This is a genomic window from Sediminicola luteus (genome assembly GCF_002514735.1).
Lineage (GTDB): Bacteria > Bacteroidota > Bacteroidia > Flavobacteriales > Flavobacteriaceae > HQA918.
Map to the genome: position 1 here is coordinate 1,038,940 of NZ_KZ300476.1, position 19,653 is coordinate 1,058,592.

17 protein-coding genes and 2 tRNA genes are annotated in these 19,653 nt (G+C 43.0%); 5 read left to right on the forward strand and 14 right to left on the reverse strand.

Features of this window, described 5'->3' with window-relative positions:
* Positions 1-2 precede the first annotated feature (2 nt).
* The 8 genes from B7P33_RS04310 to porV all read right to left on the reverse strand — a co-directional run bounded on the left by B7P33_RS04310 (position 3) and on the right by porV (position 7,529).
* Positions 3-602, reverse strand: a complete 600-nt coding sequence (locus B7P33_RS04310) for a SprT-like domain-containing protein (RefSeq protein ID WP_097440693.1) — start codon at positions 600-602, stop codon at positions 3-5.
* A complete protein-coding gene (locus B7P33_RS04315; RefSeq protein ID WP_097440694.1) occupies positions 595-1,242 on the reverse strand; it encodes an HAD family hydrolase in 648 nt (215 codons plus the stop codon). The genes B7P33_RS04310 and B7P33_RS04315 overlap by 8 nt, the downstream gene beginning before the upstream one ends.
* A 1-nt stretch (position 1,243) precedes the next feature.
* Positions 1,244-1,915, reverse strand: a complete 672-nt coding sequence (locus tag B7P33_RS04320; protein WP_097440695.1) for an SDR family NAD(P)-dependent oxidoreductase — start codon at positions 1,913-1,915, stop codon at positions 1,244-1,246.
* Positions 1,915-2,871: a M28 family metallopeptidase gene (locus B7P33_RS04325; protein ID WP_097440797.1), complete on the reverse strand. Its 957-nt coding sequence runs from the start codon at positions 2,869-2,871 to the stop codon at positions 1,915-1,917. The genes B7P33_RS04320 and B7P33_RS04325 overlap by 1 nt, the downstream gene beginning before the upstream one ends.
* Positions 2,872-2,982: 111 nt before the next feature.
* Positions 2,983-4,575 (reverse strand): pyruvate dehydrogenase complex dihydrolipoamide acetyltransferase, encoded by a 1,593-nt coding sequence (locus B7P33_RS04330; RefSeq protein ID WP_097440696.1) that lies wholly within the window; start codon positions 4,573-4,575, stop codon positions 2,983-2,985.
* 3 nt (positions 4,576-4,578) lie between these two features.
* Positions 4,579-5,577, reverse strand: a complete 999-nt coding sequence (gene pdhA / locus B7P33_RS04335; RefSeq protein WP_097440697.1) for a pyruvate dehydrogenase (acetyl-transferring) E1 component subunit alpha — start codon at positions 5,575-5,577, stop codon at positions 4,579-4,581.
* A gap of 315 nt (positions 5,578-5,892) precedes the next feature.
* Positions 5,893-6,378 (reverse strand): cytidine deaminase, encoded by a 486-nt coding sequence (cdd, locus tag B7P33_RS04340; RefSeq protein WP_097440698.1) that lies wholly within the window; start codon positions 6,376-6,378, stop codon positions 5,893-5,895.
* Positions 6,378-7,529 (reverse strand): type IX secretion system outer membrane channel protein PorV, encoded by a 1,152-nt coding sequence (gene porV / locus B7P33_RS04345; RefSeq protein ID WP_097440699.1) that lies wholly within the window; start codon positions 7,527-7,529, stop codon positions 6,378-6,380. The genes cdd and porV overlap by 1 nt, the downstream gene beginning before the upstream one ends.
* 413 nt (positions 7,530-7,942) lie before the next feature.
* Between porV and gldJ the strand changes: the two genes are divergently transcribed.
* The 5 genes from gldJ to B7P33_RS04375 all read left to right on the forward strand — a co-directional run bounded on the left by gldJ (position 7,943) and on the right by B7P33_RS04375 (position 15,299).
* A complete protein-coding gene (gene gldJ, locus B7P33_RS04350) occupies positions 7,943-9,616 on the forward strand; it encodes a gliding motility lipoprotein GldJ (RefSeq protein WP_097440798.1) in 1,674 nt (557 codons plus the stop codon).
* 66 nt (positions 9,617-9,682) lie between these two features.
* The gene (locus tag B7P33_RS04355; RefSeq protein ID WP_097440700.1) at positions 9,683-10,957 is read left to right on the forward strand and encodes a UDP-N-acetylmuramoyl-tripeptide--D-alanyl-D-alanine ligase; all 1,275 of its coding nucleotides are present in this window, start codon (positions 9,683-9,685) and stop codon (positions 10,955-10,957) included.
* A gap of 292 nt (positions 10,958-11,249) precedes the next feature.
* A complete protein-coding gene (locus tag B7P33_RS04360; RefSeq protein WP_097440701.1) occupies positions 11,250-12,170 on the forward strand; it encodes a PorP/SprF family type IX secretion system membrane protein in 921 nt (306 codons plus the stop codon).
* A 24-nt stretch (positions 12,171-12,194) separates the two neighbouring features.
* Entirely contained in the window at positions 12,195-14,084 is a 1,890-nt protein-coding gene (locus tag B7P33_RS04365) for an OmpA family protein (protein ID WP_097440702.1), read from the forward strand.
* Positions 14,085-14,597: 513 nt separating this feature from the next.
* Complete coding sequence (locus tag B7P33_RS04375) at positions 14,598-15,299, forward strand: response regulator (RefSeq protein WP_172435848.1); 702 nt, start codon at positions 14,598-14,600, stop codon at positions 15,297-15,299.
* 165 nt (positions 15,300-15,464) lie between these two features.
* On the opposite strand, the gene B7P33_RS04380 is transcribed toward B7P33_RS04375, so the two are convergent.
* From B7P33_RS04380 to B7P33_RS04405, 6 genes are all read right to left on the reverse strand, one after another.
* Positions 15,465-16,151 (reverse strand): hypothetical protein, encoded by a 687-nt coding sequence (locus B7P33_RS04380; protein ID WP_097440705.1) that lies wholly within the window; start codon positions 16,149-16,151, stop codon positions 15,465-15,467.
* Positions 16,152-16,261: 110 nt separating this feature from the next.
* Positions 16,262-17,383: an MBL fold metallo-hydrolase gene (locus B7P33_RS04385; protein WP_216359350.1), complete on the reverse strand. Its 1,122-nt coding sequence runs from the start codon at positions 17,381-17,383 to the stop codon at positions 16,262-16,264.
* 90 nt (positions 17,384-17,473) lie between these two features.
* A complete protein-coding gene (locus B7P33_RS04390; RefSeq protein WP_097440707.1) occupies positions 17,474-18,040 on the reverse strand; it encodes a TetR/AcrR family transcriptional regulator in 567 nt (188 codons plus the stop codon).
* Positions 18,041-18,125: 85 nt separating this feature from the next.
* Positions 18,126-18,200, reverse strand: a tRNA-Val gene (locus tag B7P33_RS04395).
* 77 nt (positions 18,201-18,277) lie between these two features.
* Positions 18,278-18,352 (reverse strand) — tRNA-Val (locus B7P33_RS04400).
* 81 nt (positions 18,353-18,433) lie between these two features.
* Entirely contained in the window at positions 18,434-19,648 is a 1,215-nt protein-coding gene (locus B7P33_RS04405; protein WP_097440708.1) for a bifunctional folylpolyglutamate synthase/dihydrofolate synthase, read from the reverse strand.
* Positions 19,649-19,653: the final 5 nt, after the last annotated feature.

Genomic DNA, 19,653 nt, shown 5'->3' on the forward strand with positions numbered 1-19,653 from the left:
TCTTAATCGTTTATCAACTCCACCTCGGCATTGGGCTGAAACAGGAACATACGTCCCGTAGCCATTTCGAGGCATTCGTATCGCTTTGTTTTTTTATTTATTTTTTTGAACTTTCTTCCATTATGTATCTTAAAAACGCTGCCATAAGGCAATTGGTATACATAACTCTTATCCGAAGGCCCGTCAAATTGTTTTAAGGCTATTGACAGTTCGGCATCGGTATCACTACTAGCCTTGGGGTTTTTAAAATGTCGTGCCAATAAGGGTAATAGTTTGGGCGGAAAAACCTCTGGACGGATAAACGGCAGCATTAAAGATTGGAAACAATGTTTCCACTCCTTGCCATGTGGCAATATTTGTCTGCCGTAAGTCTCAAAAGCAATCAAATGGGCAATTTCATGTACCAAGGTCATCAAAAAACGATAGGGATTAAGGCTAGCATTGACGGTTATCTTATGCCGGCCATCGGGCATACGCCTATAGTCGCCATGCCGGGTTTGCCGCTGCCCCACGATCTTTAGGTGCACCCCATGTGTTTTGATCAACTCTACACAACGCGCTACCGCCCTCTCCGGCACATATTTAGCCAAAACCTCATCCATGGTAACACTGGATTAAATCGGGCAACTGTGACATCGTATCAAACACTTTGTGTGCCTCTTCCAAGGAGTCCAATTCTTGATGCGGCCTATAACCGAATACGGTAAAACCACCAGCCAGTGCGGCACTAACCCCTTGGGGCGAATCTTCAATTACCAAACCGTCTTGGGGATTTACTCCAAGTTGCTCAGTGGCGTGGATAAAAATAGCCGGATCGGGTTTCCACTTGCCGATATCGTAACAACTATAGATTCGACCTTCGAAACGAGGTAGCAAACCGGTCAGCCCCAAATTCAACCTGATTTTTTCAGGCGGGCCACTGGAAGCCACGCCGAAGGGGATTTCAATTGCATCCAAAACCGACTCTATTCCGGCAATGGGTGTGATTTTTTCCTTGAAACCTTCAAAGGAGCGACGCCGGTATTCGGACTCAAAATCATGGGGCAATTCTTTTCCTATCCGATTTTCAATATGGGCCATACAGGCATTTATAAAACTGCCTTTGAAATGTTTATAGCCATAGGCCAGGTTTATATTGGCGCCATGCTCGTTGGCCATTTCGACCAAGATACCCGTACCAATAGCCTCACTGTCTACCAAAACCCCGTCGCAATCGAAAATCACCGCCTTAAATTTTGACATATTAGGGGGTACTACTTGAAACTTGTAGGGTTTTCCCGTTATAATAGCGCTGCCCGGTCAAGGTAAAATCCATGATATACTCTGCCATTTCCGCTGCCGATAATGGAGCTTGGTAGCCCGGAAAGGCCTCTTGGAGCATTTCGGTCTGTACCGCCCCCAAAGCTAGAGCGTTAAAGGCCGGACCATTTTCCTTAAACTCCTCCGCCCATAACTCGGTTAGCGTAATTACAGCCCCTTTACTGGAACTGTAAGCGGATAGACCGGCAAATTTGGCACTGCCTTGTATTCCGCCCATGGAAGTTACGGTAAGTACGTGTCCGCCCTTTTGCATATACGGCAATACTTTTTGGGTTAGCCGCATTACCCCAAACACATTTACCTCATAGACCTTTTCAAAGTCATCCCATTCCGTTTCCATGAAAGGGGCATTCAACAACCTTCCGGCATTGTGTACCAAGGCATCCACCTTACCCCATGCCTGAAGTAGGACATCTAATTTTTGGTAATCCGTTTTTTCAGCCAGATCAAACGATAAGGCCGTAAGGTTTTTATGTTTTGGCATATGGGCAACCTTTCTGGATAAGGCCAATACCTCATGCCCTGCTTCCAAAAGTAATGCACATAATTCGTATCCAATCCCCCTGCTGGTACCGGTAACAATGATTTTTGCCATTAGTTGTATTTAATATTTTGTTCCGCCTGATTGACCACTTTTTCCAAAACCGGGGCCATGGTGTTGATCAATTCGGTCATATGGGCCATATCCATCAACTCCATTTCGTCGCCCACCCCATGGTAATGCTCAAAATTGGTGAAATCGAAAGTAGAAAAGGTCTGTGATGGCACCCCGAATTCCTCATGAAAAGGATAATTATCGGAACGCTGGAACAAATTGTACTCTTTGGCCGTTGGCAAAAAACCTACTATCTTTTGTGCGGCCACACTATTGACTACTTCCGCCATATTCGACTTTTCGTAACCTGTGGCGTAAACCAGATAATCTTTATCTACCAAGGGCACCCCGACCATTTCAAAATTGAACATGGTATATAAAGAAGCCCCTTGGGCCTTCATTTTCTGGGCCAAGTGCTTCGAGCCTAATAAGCCTTTTTCCTCGGCACTGAACAAAGCGAAAACCAGGGTACGTTTATTCCCCCCTCTTTTCGCGAAATACTTAGCCAATTGCATTACCACCGTAGTACCGGAAGCGTTGTCATTGGCACCATTGGCAATATCGTCCGTACCATTGGGCTTACCCTTACCGATATGATCGTAATGCGCACCAAATAGCACAATTTCTTCTGCCATTTTGGGGTCGGTTCCGGGTATTACACCAACAATATTATCGGTAGCTTTATCAAAATTCGACAGCCTATCGCGATAGGTTTCAAAATAGGGGTTAACCCCATAGGACTTAAAAGCCGTTTCTAATAAAACGGCAGCCTTCTCTATTCCTTCGGTACCAGAATCCCGACCGGCCATGTCATCAGAGGTCAAGGCTTCCATCATTTGGGTCACCTCTACCTGGTTTGCTTTGGCCGCCTCTATTGATATCGCACTGGAAGGCTTGCTGCTTTTGCAAGCCAGACCCAATAGCAACAAAATTGACACTGATATTTTCGCAACCATATTATTTAATTTTATCATACCCATATTCAAAAGAGCTAATTACAGTATCCGAATATAAAAAAAGCATCCCGTTTTGGCAGGATGCTTTTTCAATATTTAATTTTAGCTTAACTATGCCAGCATGGTCACTGGATTTTCTAGGTAAGCCCTAAGTGTTTGTAAAAACTGTGCTCCTGTGGCACCATCTACCGTACGGTGATCACAAGCCAAGGTAACCTTCATGGTGTTACCCACAACGATTTGTCCGTCTTTAACGACGGGCTTTTGAACAATGGCACCTACCGATAGGATGGCTGAATTGGGTTGGTTGATGATTGAGGTAAACTCTTGTATACCGAACATACCCAAGTTGGAAACCGTAAAGGTACTACCTTCCATCTCTGCCGGAGCAATTTTTTTATCTCGGGCACGACCCGCCAAATCTTTAACCGCGGTACCGATTTGGGTCAATCCCATTTGATCGGTAAACTTTAATACCGGAACCACCAAACCATCTGGAACCGCAACGGCAACACCTATGGAAACATGTTGGTTATAAATGGTGGTATTCTCGTTCCAAGTGGTATTTACCTGCGGATGCTTTTTCAAAGCCATGGCACAAGCCTTTACCACCATATCGTTAAAGGATACTTTGGTATCGGGCAAATTATTAATTTGCTTACGCGATGCCATAGCATTGTCCATATCGACCTCAATAGTCAAATAGTAGTGCGGAGCAGTGAACTTGGACTCGCCCAAACGCTTGGCGATAACCTTACGCATTTGCGAATTTTTCACTTCTTCAACACTTTCCTCGCCTACCGGGGCAAAAGTAGCTACAGCTTTGGCAGGTGCCTCTTGCGCAGCTGGTGCAGCTTGCTTGGGCTGATAGTTTTCAACATCTTTTTTGATGATCCTACCATGATCACCACTACCTTGTATCGTAGATAAATCGATGCCTTTTTCCTTGGCTATCTTTTTGGCCAATGGTGAGGCGATTACCCTACCACTGGTATTTTGGACTGGTTTCGGCGCAGACTCTTGCTTCGGGGCCTCGGTCTTAACCTCGGCCTTGGCCGCTTCTTTTGGAGCATTAGCTGGAGTTCCTCCGGCCAATATACCGGACACATCGGTACCGGCCGGGCCAATTATGGCCAACACATCGTCTACCGGGGCACTCTCACCTTCTTGGATGCCGACATGCAATAAAGTTCCTGAATAGAAAGACTCAAACTCCATAGTAGCCTTATCGGTCTCAATCTCGGCCAAGATATCGCCTTCCTCTACGGCATCACCTACTTTTTTCAACCAAGTGGCTACGGTACCTTCTTCCATGGTGTCGGAAAGACGTGGCATTTTTACCACCTCAACCCCTTCAGGAACGTCGGCAGCCGGAGTGGCTTCGACAACTGCTTCCTCTTTCGCCTCAACGGTTTCGGCGGCAGTTTCGGTAGCTGTACCAGTTAAAAGACCGGAAATATCCTCACCTTCTTCACCGATTATAGCCAATAGGGAATCTACCGGAGCGGTATCCCCTTCCTGTATCCCGATATGCAGTAATGTCCCTTCTTGAAAAGACTCAAACTCCATAGTCGCCTTATCAGTTTCGATTTCTGCCAGAATATCGCCCTCTTCTACACGATCACCAACTTGCTTCAACCATGCGGCTACGGTACCTTCTTCCATGGTATCCGAAAGCCTTGGCATATTTACGATAACGGCCATAGGTTAGAGTTTATGTTTTATAAATGGATAATCTTCTTGCTCGTATACGGTATCGTACATCTGATCCAATGCCGGGAAGTCTGAATCTTCAGCAAACTGCTCACATTCCTTCACCAAGTCCTTAACACGCTTATCTATGGTCTTGATTTCATCGTCAGAGGCGTATTTTTCCTTTTTGATTACATCGAGCACCTGGGTAATCGGGTCGATCTTACGATACTCTTCTACCTCTTTTTTGGTGCGATAATGCTGGGCATCTGACATAGAGTGACCTCTATAACGATAGGTTTTCATTTCTAAGAAAGTAGGCCCACCACCTGAACGTGCCCGCTCTACGGCCTTACTTACCTCACTAGCAACGGAAACGGGATCCATACCGTCTACGGGACCACAAGGCATTTCGTAGCCCAGACCCAATTTCCAGATTTCTTGGTGGTTGGCGGTACGTTCTACCGAAGTACCCATGGCATAACCATTGTTCTCACAGATAAAAACCACCGGAAGTTGCCATAACATAGCCAAGTTAAAGGTCTCATGCAAAGAACCTTGTCTTACGGCACCGTCACCCATATAACAAAGGGTTACGGAATCTCGCTTAAAATATTTATCGCCAAAAGCCAATCCGGCACCTAAAGGAATCTGTCCGCCCACAATTCCGTGTCCACCATAAAAACGGTGTTCTTTGGAGAAAATATGCATAGACCCTCCGTTTCCGCCTGATGTACCGGTAGATTTACCATAGAGTTCAGCCATAACCCTTTTCGGATCTTCACCCATACCAATGGGTTGTACATGGTTACGATAAGCCGTTATCATACGATCTTTGGTAAGATCCATGGCATGTAACGACCCAGCCAATACCGCCTCTTGACCGTTATACAAATGGAGGAAACCCCTCACTTTCTGCTGGATATACACCGCAGCCAACTTGTCCTCGAACTTTCTCCAGAACAACATGTCTTCGTACCATTTCAGGTAAACCTCCTTGGTAATTTCTTTCATGTGAATTTTCTAATTGTCTTTAAATAGGTCACACGCAACATCTATCAACACCCCTTTATTAAAAGGCCAGTTTTTCTAGATGCCTCATCTTTCTATTCCTGTTTTTCCTCCGCCGCACCTATACAATAACTATGGGTTCGGACACCTCAACTTCTAAGTGGTAATTCTTTAATCACATAAAAGGCATTATACCATGTGACCATTTTCGAAAAACCGAAAACAAAAATAAACATTAAATCGGTAGTGGAAAACATTTAAGGAGTACGAATAGGGCTTAAAAAAACCTATATCGTTTTCGAACACGGAATCAGCCAACTATGGCAAATACGAATTATTGAAGCCTAGGGGAAGAATATCGGAAATAGACGCACATTTGTACACCTCCCCTTTTTCGCCCATTAACAATAACACAATGGGCTTTTTTTGTTTGAATTCGTATTCGGAAAGTGATTGCCGGCAATTACCACAAGGTGCCGCGGGTTTATCTACATCTATTTCGTTTGACGCTGCCGTAATGGCAATCATCTCAATAGATTGATCTGGAAAGTTGGCCCCTGCATAGAATACGGCCACCCTTTCGGCACATAACCCGGCCGGATAGGCAGCATTCTCTTGGTTGCTACCTTGAACCACTTGACCATTGTCTAAAAGAGCAGACGCCCCAACCCTAAATTTAGAGTATGGGGCGTATGCTTTTTCCCTGGCTTCTACGGCCGATTCCATTAATTGACGTTCTTGCTCTGAAAGTGCGGTTACATCTGGATAAATCTCTACCTCAAAAGATATTTTTATTCTTTTCATTAAAAGTTATCGTATTCCCTTCCTAAGTTAAAGATAAGGGAAAAACGCAAGGTATTCTCCAAAGGATTACGAACATTGGAAGTTGAGAACAGGTACGAAAGATCTATTTCTACCATATTGTATTTAAACCCGGCCCCCATGGTAAAGAATTGTCGCGATCCTTTTTCTTCACTTTCGTGAAAATAACCTGTACGCAACATAAAGGCTTCCCTAAAGGAATAATTGGCACCCAAGGCCCAAGTTACTTCTTTTAATTCTTCACTAAAACCATCCGGAGCATCGCCGAAAGATTTAAAGATACCTTCAAAGGCACCAATCTGGTTATACTCGTCATTATCTTCGGAATCAATATCGCCATCACCATCAAAATCTTGAGGGGTTGGCACCAACAACTTATTGAATTCGGCATTCAAAGACAATACGTTATCAGCATCCAAAATAAAATCGAAGCCCCCACCAAACTTTAGGTTAGCCGGCAAGAAGTTTTCTTGTCCACCTTCATCATACTGCATCTTACCTCCAATATTCGAGATATTGAATCCAGCCTTCCAGCGACCATCAAAAGAATTATAAGCAATTTCTTTAGAGCGGTAATAACCCGCGATATCTACAGCAAACGAACTTGCGGATTGCGAATCTGATGAACCGGTACCATCTGGCAATTTGAGGTTAGAATTGATAAACCTACCGGCCACGGCCATACTAAATCTATCGCTCAACTTCAATGAATACGAACCGTCTAGGGCAAATTCGTTAGGCTTGGCCAAACGCCCTGGATCAGCTGCATTTTGTCTTAACTCAATTTCACCTAATCCAAAATAACGTAGGCCAACAGCAAAGGCACTACGTTCATTTATTTTCTTGGCGAAGGTAGCATTCAATAAAGATATATCTGTTATTACACTTTCGAGGTAAGGCGTATAGGCCGCCCCAACCACCATTTCTTGCCCCAAAAAGGCATATTTGGCGGGGTTCCATTGTTGGGAGAAAGCGTCTACATCGGTAGCAACACCCATATCACCCATTCCGCCTGCCCTAGCATCGGCAGCTATAGTTAAAAAAGGTACTGCAGTGGTTATGACCCTATCTTCTTGAGCCATTACATTAAGACTTACCACAAGTAGTAAGGTGGTTAAAAAAATCTTTTTCATTTCAATAGTTTGTTTATGGCATTGATTAAAGAAATTAACAACATACAATTTTCCTTAACCTAAAATTTTCATATTAAATGGGCCTCTTTTAAACTGTGTTCCGGTATTAGCTACTATTAAGAGAACAAAACAATTATAGTTTGTTCGAGCCTCCCAAAAACAAGGTCAAAAAGACATATCTTATCGTCTAACGTCATTTTTGGGAAAAAGTTGTGTCGCCCTCATACTAACCTTTCACATATTTCGTTATAGCATTCTCGGCATGGCGACGTAATTTTATTAATGATGCCTTTCCATTATTTTTCCACAGCGTAAAATAATCAATAGGTTTTTCCGTTCTAATGCCAACTGTAACGCTAATTGAAGATCAAAGTTATGGTAACGCCCATATCTTGAAAACGCAAGCCCTTATTATGAAAAAACAATGTATCAAGGTTGTACTATCCTGTGTAGCAATATCGCTAGCGGTCACCGGCTGTAAGAATTCCTCTTCCGGTGGTAAGAACGTCTCTAGGGCTACCGGATGGAAAATCAACGCCAAGGAAGGTGGCTTCCAATACAATTCCGACTTTAAGGAACAAGAAACCGCCCCCGGATTGGTATTCATTGAAGGTGGTACCTTTACCAAAGGAAAGGTGCAAGACGATGTGATGCACGATTGGAACAATACCCCAACCGCACAGCACGTACAGTCCTTTTATATGGACGAGACCGAGGTTACCAATGTTATGTACCTCGAATACCTAGACTATCTAAAAAGTGTTTATCCACCGGAAGACCCAAAATATGCCAATATTTATACCGGAGCCTTACCTGATACTTTGGTTTGGAGAAACCGACTGGGCTTTAACGAAACCATGACCAATAACTATCTCCGTCACCCGGGCTATTCGGAATACCCTGTTGTAGGTGTTAACTGGATACAAGCCGTTCAATATTCCGAATGGCGTACCGATAGGGTGAACGAAGTTATGCTGGAGCGTGAAGGATACCTTTCACAAGAAGCCAAATACAAGCCTTTGGAAGGTGAAATGGGAGAATCTTTCAGCACCGAAGCCTATTTGAACCGTCCAGAATCTATTTATGGCGGACAAATCGACTCACTTCAAGGAAAGATGAAGAAAGATTCCGTATCTACCTTTGCCAAACGTAGTAGCGGTGTAATTTTACCTGAATATCGTCTACCTACCGAAACCGAGTGGGAATACGCTGCCCAAGCCCAAATTGGTTCGAGGGAATACAACAACTACCGTGGACGCAAAAAATACCCGTGGGAAGGTGATTATACCCGAAACGGACAACGCGTAGGGCGCGGCGACCAATTGGCCAACTTTAAGCAAGCCAAAGGTGATTATGGTGGAATCGCAGGTTGGTCTGATGACAATGCCGATATTACCGCCGAAGTAAAATCGTACAAACCCAACGATTTTGGCCTTTATGACATGGCCGGTAACGTAGCCGAATGGGTGGCCGATGTATATCGCCCAATCGTAGACGACGAAGCCAACGACTTTAACTATTACCGTGGTAACATTTATATGAAAACCGCCATCGGTGAAGATGGGAAGGTAAACGTTTTACGCGATTCTATTGTGTACGATACCTTACCAAACGGTAAAGTAGTAGCCGTAAACCTACCCGGTGAGATTAAAATGGTACCGGTTGACGAAAATGAAACCTACTTAAGAACCAACTTCTCAAGCAGTGATAACCGCAGTTACCGTGATGGTGAAATAGGTTCGTCACGCTTCTATGATCGCTTTGCCGATGAAGAAGACAAAGACGAAAGTTCGAAACGTCAAATGTACGATTCGCCCCGTCATAAGGTCTCTAAAGATGAAGAAGGAAAAATCGTTAGGGAGTACGACAAATCGAACAACCGAACCAGTTTAATAAACGATGAGGTACGTGTGTACAAAGGAGGTTCTTGGAGAGACCGTGCCTACTGGTTAGACCCAGCACAACGTAGATACCTACCCCAATATATGGCTACCGATTATATCGGTTTCCGATGTGCCATGTCTAGGGTCGGTTCTAAATCGAAAAGTAAAAACAAGACCCCAAGATCCAAGAAGGTTAGAAACTAGGGCTTGTCTATCAAATAAAAAAGAGGGCGTTCCGATCGGAACGCCCTCTTTTTTTATCTTCGCCTTATGGAGATAAGCAAGCTATACGATTACTTCTTGGCGCAACCCGAAGTTTGTACCGATACCCGTAAAATAACCAAAGGATGCATTTTCTTCGCTCTAAAGGGACCCAACTTTAACGGCAACCGTTTTGCCCAGCAAGCCTTGGAAAAAGGAGCCGCATTAGCCGTGGTAGACGAAGTAGAATTTGCCCAACCCCCAAATACTTTTCTTGTTGAAGATAGTTTAAAAGCATTGCAGCAATTAGCCCAGCATCACCGTAAGCAATTCAACATACCCGTTATTGGCCTAACCGGAAGTAACGGCAAAACCACAACCAAAGAATTAATCGCATCGGTCTTATCAAAAAAGTTCGAAACCTTGGCCACCTTGGGGAACCTGAACAACCATATCGGGGTACCCTTGACCTTGCTTCGTATAACAACTAAAACAGAAATCGCCATTATAGAAATGGGCGCCAACCATATTGGCGAAATCGAGTTTTTGTCAAATTTGGCACAGCCCACTCATGGTTATATCACCAATTTTGGAAAGGCCCATATAGAAGGATTTGGCTCTGAAGAAGGTGTAGTCATCGGAAAAAGTGAACTTTATCAATATTTGATTAAGAACCAAGGCTGCATTTTCTATAACGGTCAAGATAAAAAGCAGGCGGATCTTTTGGAAAGCTATTCGAATAAATTAAACTATGGATCTACTGCCGATTTTAACTGTACTATTTTAAACATAGCTGCGGAACCCTTCGTTAATTTGGATTATGACAACCACAATATTCAAACCCAGCTTATTGGGCGGTATAATGCCAATAACTGCGCCGCTGCTTTATTGATTGGTTCTTATTTTAAGGTTAGCACCGAATCAATGGTCAACGCCCTAGAGGGTTATTGCCCTACAAACAATCGATCTCAGATTGTTGAAAAGAATGGACATAAAATAATTCTTGACGCCTATAACGCCAACCCTTCAAGCATGGAGGCGGCCTTGGAAAACTTCGATAAGCTAATAGCCAAAAACAAAGTGGTTTTTTTAGGGGATATGTTCGAATTGGGAGCCATCGCCGAGGCCGAACATAAGCGCATTGCGGAAATGGCTTTTTCAAAAAAAATCAATCAGGTATATTTGATAGGCATGAATTTTTCAGCAGCAGTTAACAGTAAAAAGGCCTTTTCCGACTTTAATGCCATTTCGGCCTATTTAGAATCAAACAGCTTGCCTTCGTCAACTATTTTAATAAAAGGTTCTAGGGGCATGGCACTTGAAAGACTAGTTGCTCTTCTTTAAGCTGAAAAACCTAGGTTTTTATACAACTTCGCTAATCTGAAAAAGATTGAGATTCGTCAAAATTTCATAAAGAAGGAATTACCCTACAACGAATAGCTATTGGATTACACACAATACACGTTGTTTCGCAACAAAAGTAAGAAAACAAACTACCAAATAGCTTAGCTTGCACTTAATCGTAAAAACGAATCAGTTCAACTGAGTTGTATAGCTGCGTATACCTGACCTTAACCCAGGTTTCCATATAAGCTTAACCAGTTGGGCGACAAGCTAAACCCAAAATACTGGAGCGATGAGAAATACCCTAAAGGGATTCCTAATCTTGATTTTTTCTTTTACTTGCTATACGGCATTGGCGCAACAAGAGGCGCAGTTCTCAAGTTATATGTACCATACCCAACTATATAACCCGGCTTATACCGGTAGTACCGGCTACCCATCTGCCATGTTAAGCTATAGGTCGCAATGGGTAGGAATAGATGGTGCCCCCGTAACCCAAACACTCACCTTCCACTCACCGGCATGGAATCGGGTCGGTTTAGGCGTTTCCGTGTTACGTGATGCCATTGGGCCATCGACTGAAACCTATTTTGCTGGCGACTTTTCGTATGCTATCCACTTTGGCGATGGTAGAACCCATTTGGCATTTGGCCTAAAAGCAGGGTATTTCAACCTCAATCTAAACATTAACGATATCAATATCCTAAATCCGGGCGATGCCGGTTTTGCCAATACGGAAAAAAGTGGGAACGCCATCATTGGTACCGGTTTGTACTTGTACAACGACCAAGGATATATTGGGGTTTCTACACCAAATTTAGTCACCACCTCGCATTACGATGGTATCGCCAATACTACCATACAAGAAAAAATGCATCTCTACTTAATGGGGGGCTATGTCTTCCCCTTAAATCCAAACCTACAGTTTAAACCTGCTTTTTTAGTTAAAGCGGTAAACGGTGCCCCGCTTGGGGTAGATGTATCAGCCAATTTCTTGATAAACGAATCTTTTACGTTAGGGGCTTCTTACAGACTGGAATCTGCTATTAGTATCTTGGCCGGATTTCAGGTAAACAATGCCATTTTCATTGGCTATGGCTATGATTTCGACACCACCGACCTAGCCCAATACAATTCTGGTTCCCATGAGGTATTCTTACGCATCGATTTTATGAGGAGAGTACGAAGGAATATGTCTCCTAGATTCTTTTAAACTGTAAAGACACTTCCGACACCCATGAAGTACACAACATATATATTGGTTTTCTTTCTATTCGCAGCCAGCTTTGCACAGGAAAAAGATTTGGGTAAAGCCAATGAATTCTTTAGCGCACTCTCTTTTAGCCAAGCAATAAAAAAATACGAAAACATGGTAGCTGAAGGCCAAGGCAATATACATGTGTTTCGTCAATTAGGTATGGCCCATTATTACAATGCCCGTTATACCGATGCCGAAAAATGGTACTCCATATTATATGAAAAATGGCCCGATTCCATAACGGCCATCGAGTATTTACGTTATGCCCAATCCCTTCAGGCCAATGGTAGCCAAAACAAAGCTAAAAAAATGTATGGCCACTATGTTAAAGGCATAGGCCAAGAACATATACTTGATTTTATAGATACGGGAGACGACCATTATACGATTTCGATTATGCCCGGCAATTCGGATAAAAGTGAATATGGTGCCTCTTATCATGAGGGCAAACTTTATTTTGCATCGGCCCGTGGACGGGAAAACAGTTTTATCGTAGATGCTTGGACCAACGACCCGTTTTTTGACCTGTATCAAGTTGCCTTGGATCCTGAGTCTGGTCCGTTTGGTGAGGCCATGCGATTAAAAGGCCATGTAAACACCGCCTTTCACGAATCTTCCCCGGCTATAACACCAGACGGTAAACATTTGTATTTTACGGCAACGCACAGGGTTAATACCGGTAAAGACGGTATTGTACATTTAGGTATTTTCCGGGCTACCCATAAAAACGGAAAATGGAAAAAGGTAAGAAACCTTTCTATTAACGGAAAAGAATTTAATAATGCCCACCCCTCTCTAACCAATGATGGCAAAACCTTATATTTTGTCTCTGATCGAGAAGGGGGCATTGGTCAAACCGATTTATACAAGGTAGCCATTAACGAAAATGGAAGTTTGGGCGAACCTGTGAATTTGGGCCCGGAAATAAATACACCCGGAAGGGAATCGTTCCCATATTCAGATGGCGAAAAAGGTTTGTATTTTTCCTCTGACGGTTATTTAGGCCTTGGAGGTTACGATATATACTTTAAAGACCTTACCCAACCCCAAAATGCGGTTATTAGCCTAGGAAAACCCATTAACAGTAATAAAGACGATTATGCCTTTCATCTTATTTCAGAAAACGGGGTGGGCTTTTTCAGTTCGAACCGTGGGGATAATGATGACATTTATCAATTGACCCAACTTAATCCGATTAACAAACTTTCGGAATTGGTCCTATATGGTACCATTACCGGGGAACCCCAAGAACAAGCGGTGGCCAAGGCCTTGGTACGTATAGTAAATGAATTTGGCCGTACCATCGCAGAAGCCAAATCTGATAGTGCAGGTGAATTCATGTTTAAAACACCCAAACAAGCGGGTAGTACGCTCCGTATAAAGAAAGATGGTTACAAAACCTATTCACAAGTATTGGATTTGACCGGATCGTCGCAAGAACTTATGGTACACCTTCAAGAATCTGAAGAAGCGAAGGCCTATAGGTTACGTAACCAAGAAAAATCACTTCTCTTGGCCGCCTTAAGCCCCTTGAACGAAGACCCCATTTCTTTCCCGTTCGAAAAAACGGCATTATCAGATTATGAAAAAACACGTTTGGATGTTCTGGCCGAAGTCATGAAAGAGCAATCGACCCATACCTTGGTTATTGTAGGCCATACCGATACACGTGGTTCAAAGCATTATAATATGAAACTATCGGAAAACAGGGCCTTGGCCGCAAAAACATATTTGGTATCCAAAGGAGTAGACCCTACATATCTCAAAATACAAGGCAGGGGTGAAGAAGAACCGATCAACGACTGTATACACTGTAACCAAGAAGAACATCAAAAAAACAGGCGTCTCCAATTCCGGTTACAGGAATAAATGGAGGCGACAAATTTTGGGATGCTTACGCAGCGAAGGGTTCCGGCTACGGCTGGGCCCTTTTTATGATTTCGGACAATCAAACAAATCTATTCTACTTAAAACCATCCCCTCTTGTTACATCGTAAGTGTTTTTTATCGTCAGCCTAGAAAAAGTTTTTTACCCATGGACTACTTAACGAAAAGACGTGAAATCTATAGTATTTTACCACAAATCAAATTAATTTTAGCCCATATGGGCTTTCTTGGCCTTACTGAGGTATTTTCTTTCCTTTCACCTAAGGCAAGAAATCGTTTTCCTGTAGTGGATCTACTTGTCAACATACGCTATTTAATGGATGGTTTTTCCATCAATTTTAGCTATTATTAGGCTCCCGCAGTATTTTGACATAAATTGGATGCGTCTAATTTAGAATCTATTACATCTTAGGCTTACCAAATTCACTAGGAAGCTTTTTCCTATAAATTGTGCACCTTGATTTGAACATCTTTTTGCACGATCCAATGCACAACATGAGGAACCGTAATAACCATAACCAACACCATCTAACTTCTGGTCATACCATTAGGTTATTGATTGTTGACGATCATCCGATGACCGTTAAGGGATATATCTATTCCTTAGGTGAGATTGTTCCTCAAGGTTCCGTTGAAATTTTGGAAGTGAATAGCCAAGATGCAGCCATTCAGGCCTTAAATGAGTCTAAAGCCGATTTTGACCTTGTTTTCTTAGATATATCCCTGCCACCGTCAAAAGATGGCAGGCTTACTTCTGGAGAAGACCTAGGTAAGGTTTTGAGAAAGAAACAACCCAGTATAAAACTCATGGTACTTACCATGCTGAACGATGTTTTTCGCATTAAGGGTATTATCAACGATTTAAAACCGGAAGGATTTTTGCTCAAAACCGAAATTACCCTAGAAATACTATCTACTGCCTACTACCAAGTACTTAATGGCAATACCTATTATAGCCCAGAAGTGGAAAGGTTATTAAAGGAGCCGGTTGATTCCGATATACAAATCGATAGTTTAGATCGTAAAATACTCTATTATATCTCTATCGGTGAAAAGATGAAAAACCTACCCATGTATATACCCTTATCCATGGCCACCATAGAACGCCGGAAGAAAAACCTGAAATCGGTTTTACAATTAAAAAGCGGGTCTGATCGCGAACTTTTGGAAAAGGCCCGTGAAATGGGATTTATTTAAAACCAGCTATTCCAGGTACCCAATTACCCATTGGAATATGGTGCATAAAAGCCTGTATAACACCTAAAATCCTTTTGTTCCCATATTTGAATTGCCACCAAATAAAATAAGCGCCTCGATACATTTATCGAGACGCTTATTTTACTATAGCGGTATGTTGCGCTTTTACTCCGGATTGGTACCCGCCAAAGCTTCTGCTACCTTTTCTACATATTTAGAAGCTACTTTAGACGCTTCCTTAGGGTCGGTAACACTAGAGGTTACCACACTTACCAGTTGATCCTTACCACTTTCTTTCAAGTTATATGCCACGGTTTCTACAACATAGGTAGTAGAGGTATAGGTACTTGTACTGGTTGGCATATACCCTCCAAATCCACTATAGTAAGGCCCTGCCGCATACGGGTAACGGTAATAATTATAGAAACCACCGTAATACCCTGGGTAATAGCCGGCCCCCATATAAATACCACTTGTAGAAGTGGTGGTAGTTTCCTCTTTATCCTTAATGGAAGTTACCACAACTCCGGTATACCCCTCACTATCGATAATACTCCTTACCATTTTCATTCGCTCTTCGGTCATTTCCCTTTGTTTATGCATTTTCGGGAATTTTTTAAAGCTCTCGGTCACCTTAAAACCTTTAGCGGCCATTTGGGCAGCTATCTCTTCTTCAAAGGCGACACGGGCCTGATTATCTGCCGTACGGGCAATTACCAAAATATTCTGCTCTTTAAAACTGTCCAATTTGGCTTGGTCGGCTTTCCAGGAATCCAATACTTTAATACTAGAACAACTCTGGAACAAAATAGCTACCAATAGGATAGCGATTTTTACTTGCGCGTTTTTCATGATATATGCGTGTGTTTAGAAATTTGATGGGAAGATACTAAAGTTTGTGTAAAAACCGCCCACTTGGTACGTTAAAGCTAACATAGGCTAAAAACCATATCCGTTCAGGCCTATTCCCACCAATTTTCTTGATAATCGGCAGTACGCCCAAAGGTGAACCATTGACCTATTTTTGGTACGATCATGGGCATTTGCAATTCTTCACTCCTTTTTGAAGCCCTTAGTACAGGGTCGTCCCAAGTATGAAAAGCCAATTTAAAGGCGCCCCAATGAATGGGCATCATTTCCTTGGCACCGACATCTATGGCAGCCTGAACCGTTTGCTCGGGCATCATATGTATCTCTTTCCAGAGTTCATTATACTGCCCACACTCCATCAAGGCCATATCAAAAGGCCCGTAGGTTTCACCGATTTGTTTAAAATGGGGCCCGTAGCCGCTATCGCCGCTAAAGAACAATTTGGTTCCCTCGACCTCAAGGACCCAGGAGGCCCATAGGGTACTACCCCAATTACTGATCTTGCGACCCGAAAAATGTTGGGCCGGCGTACAGGCCATAAAAACATTTTCATATTGGGTTTCTTCTCCCCAATCCATCTCTTCGACCTGAGCTTTAGGCACCCCCCATTCATACAAATGCAAGCCTACGCCAAGTGGCACTACAAAGCGCTCCACCTTGTCTTTTAGCGCCAAAACAGAGTCATAGTCCAAATGATCATAGTGATCATGTGAAAAAACAACCAAATCTATTTTAGGCAATCGTTCGATCTCCAAGGGCAATTGGGTATTAAAGCGTTTTGAGCCTAATGCCGGATGTGGTGCCGGTGTTGTACCGAACATGGGGTCCAGAAGTATGTTCTTACCCCCTATCTGCCACAAAAAAGTGGAGTGGCCAAACCAAACCATTCTTCCTGCCCCTTGGTATTGGGTCATTTCCAAGGAATCTAAGGTTTGAACAGGAACCGATTCCGGAACGGTACCTTCTTGTTTCTGAAAATACTTGACCCCGGATTTAAACATATCGCCAAATCCCATTTTATTCTCGACCCCACCAATATTCCTAAAAACATCGTCACGGTATTGCGGCGATTTAGCAAAGCGAACCTTATCGGAAGCCGACGGGTCTGCGCCAAAAGCGGGATGCAGATTAACAAATAAAAAATAGGCCAAAACAAAGACCCCGATTACAATACCAATGGTAATTCCGAGCATTTTTAATCTTCTTTTAATCATATGATGTTTACTAATCCCTACAGTAACCACGAATTTCTCGATTCATCAGTACTTATAGTGAATATTTATTCGTTTTTATTTTAAAAAAAATCATCTTTTTATCCCATCCCAGTACAAATCGAATAATTGATTGCTATCTTTTAGGGCCATCTTGCCATCGCGTACCAATTGGGCACTCATAGTAAGACTGGCCAAGGTAGCGGCAATCAACACCTCATTATCCAGCGCTTTTATCGTACCATCGGCCTTGGCCGTTTGGAACAAGGCACTAACCAAACTGTATGCCTCACCCCTATCGTGAATTTTCTGTCTTTTGTAATAGGGTGATTGCTTTACTTGCTCTATAAAAGACTTCTCTTTTATGTTATTAATGTTAAAATGAAACCATTGCAACCAAACTTTCTTTAGTTTTGCCCGAATCGGAATTGGTTCTGCGGTATGGGCTTTTAAAAATACTTCCTGGGTACCAAGTACTTCATCATAGACGCTTAAAACCAAATCTTCCTTATTCTTAAAATAGATGTATAAGGTAGCGGGCGACAGGCCCACCTTTCTGGCCAAGGCAGCCATTTTTAAACCCGATAGACCCGTTTGGTGCACCATGTCCAAGGTACATTCGATGATTTGTTTTCTTTTTGTCTCGTCTTTGAGCCGCATGGGGCAAATATATTAAAAACGAATAAATATTCACTTTAAATCAAAAAAGAAAGGCCTAGCATTTACCAGACCTTTATAACCCTAGTGGGATATACTGGATTCGAACCAGTGACCTCTGCCCTGTCAAGGCAGCGCTCTAAACCAACTGAGCTAATATCCCATAATTAAGTCTTCACGAAAATAATCAATGAAAACCATAAACTAAAAAAGCCCTCCGTTAAGGAAGGCTTTTTGTTGTGGGCCCTACTGGATTCGAACCAGTGACCCCCTGCTTGTAAGGCAGGTGCTCTGAACCAACTGAGCTAAGAGCCCCAATCGCACATCCATTACTGATGTTGCGGGTGCAAATATAGTACTGTTTTTCTTTTGTCCAAAAGAAAAGGGATAAAAAAATCAAAGTATTTCCGCCACGGTGAACGTACTGCCACCAACAAAGATCAAATCGTCGGAAGTCGCATTTTCTTTAGCCCTCGCAAAGGCTTCAACTACAGAAGCATAGCCTGAGCCCTGCAACTTTTCTTCTACAGCCAGGGCTAACAGCGCATCTGTATCTACAGCTCTTTTTATTTGGGGTTGGGCAAAATAATATATGGCCTTTTTCGGGAGAAGCCCCATGATTTTGGACACTTCCTTATCGGCTACCATACCGATTACCATATGTAGGTTACGGTATTTTTGGGCTTTTACTTGCTGAATTACCAACATAATCCCTTCAACATTATGGGCGGTATCGGCAATAATCTTTGGCGCTTCGCCCAAAACTTGCCAACGCCCCCTAAGTCCGGTATTGGCCACCACGTTTTTTAGACCTAGACGCAAATGCTCTTCTGTCACTTCGAAACCTTCCAATTTTTTCAAAGTCGCCACTACCCCTTTTAGGTTTTGCTGCTGGTAAGCGCCCATTAAATCGGTTTTGTACACCCCATTAACTGTGGTAGAAGCGAAACAAATACTACTAGCCTCCTTGTTCTTGGCTTCGGTCTTAAACACCTGTACTACCTTGGGCTGATATTCACTAATGACCACGGGCACCCCCTGTTTTATAACCCCTGCTTTTTCAAAAGCGATGGCCTCTAAGGTATCTCCCAATATTTGGGTATGGTCCTTACTTATATTGGTTATTAGGCAAACTTCTGGGGTAATAATATTGGTGGCATCGAAACGCCCACCCAAGCCTACTTCGATAATGGCTATATCTACCGATTCTGTAGCGAAGTATTCAAAGGCCATGGCCACGGTCATTTCAAAAAAAGACAGTCCCAAACCTTCCATATAGCTTTTGTGCCGGCTTACGAAATCGACAACACTAGACTCGGGTATCATGGTACCGTTAATCTTAATACGTTCTCGAAAATCGGACAGGTGGGGCGAGGTATACAAACCAACTTTATAACCTGCCTGTTGCAGTACGGAGGCCAGCATATGGCTACTACTCCCTTTGCCGTTGGTGCCCGCCACGTGAATGCTCTTAAAACGTTCTTGCGGATCACCCAAGTGGCGGGCAAACGCTTTTATCTTATCGAGTTTGGCGTTTAGGGCCTGTATGCCCTCTTTTTGGTACATGGGCAATTGCTCGAACATCCATGTTACCGTTTCCTTATAGTCCATTGTAT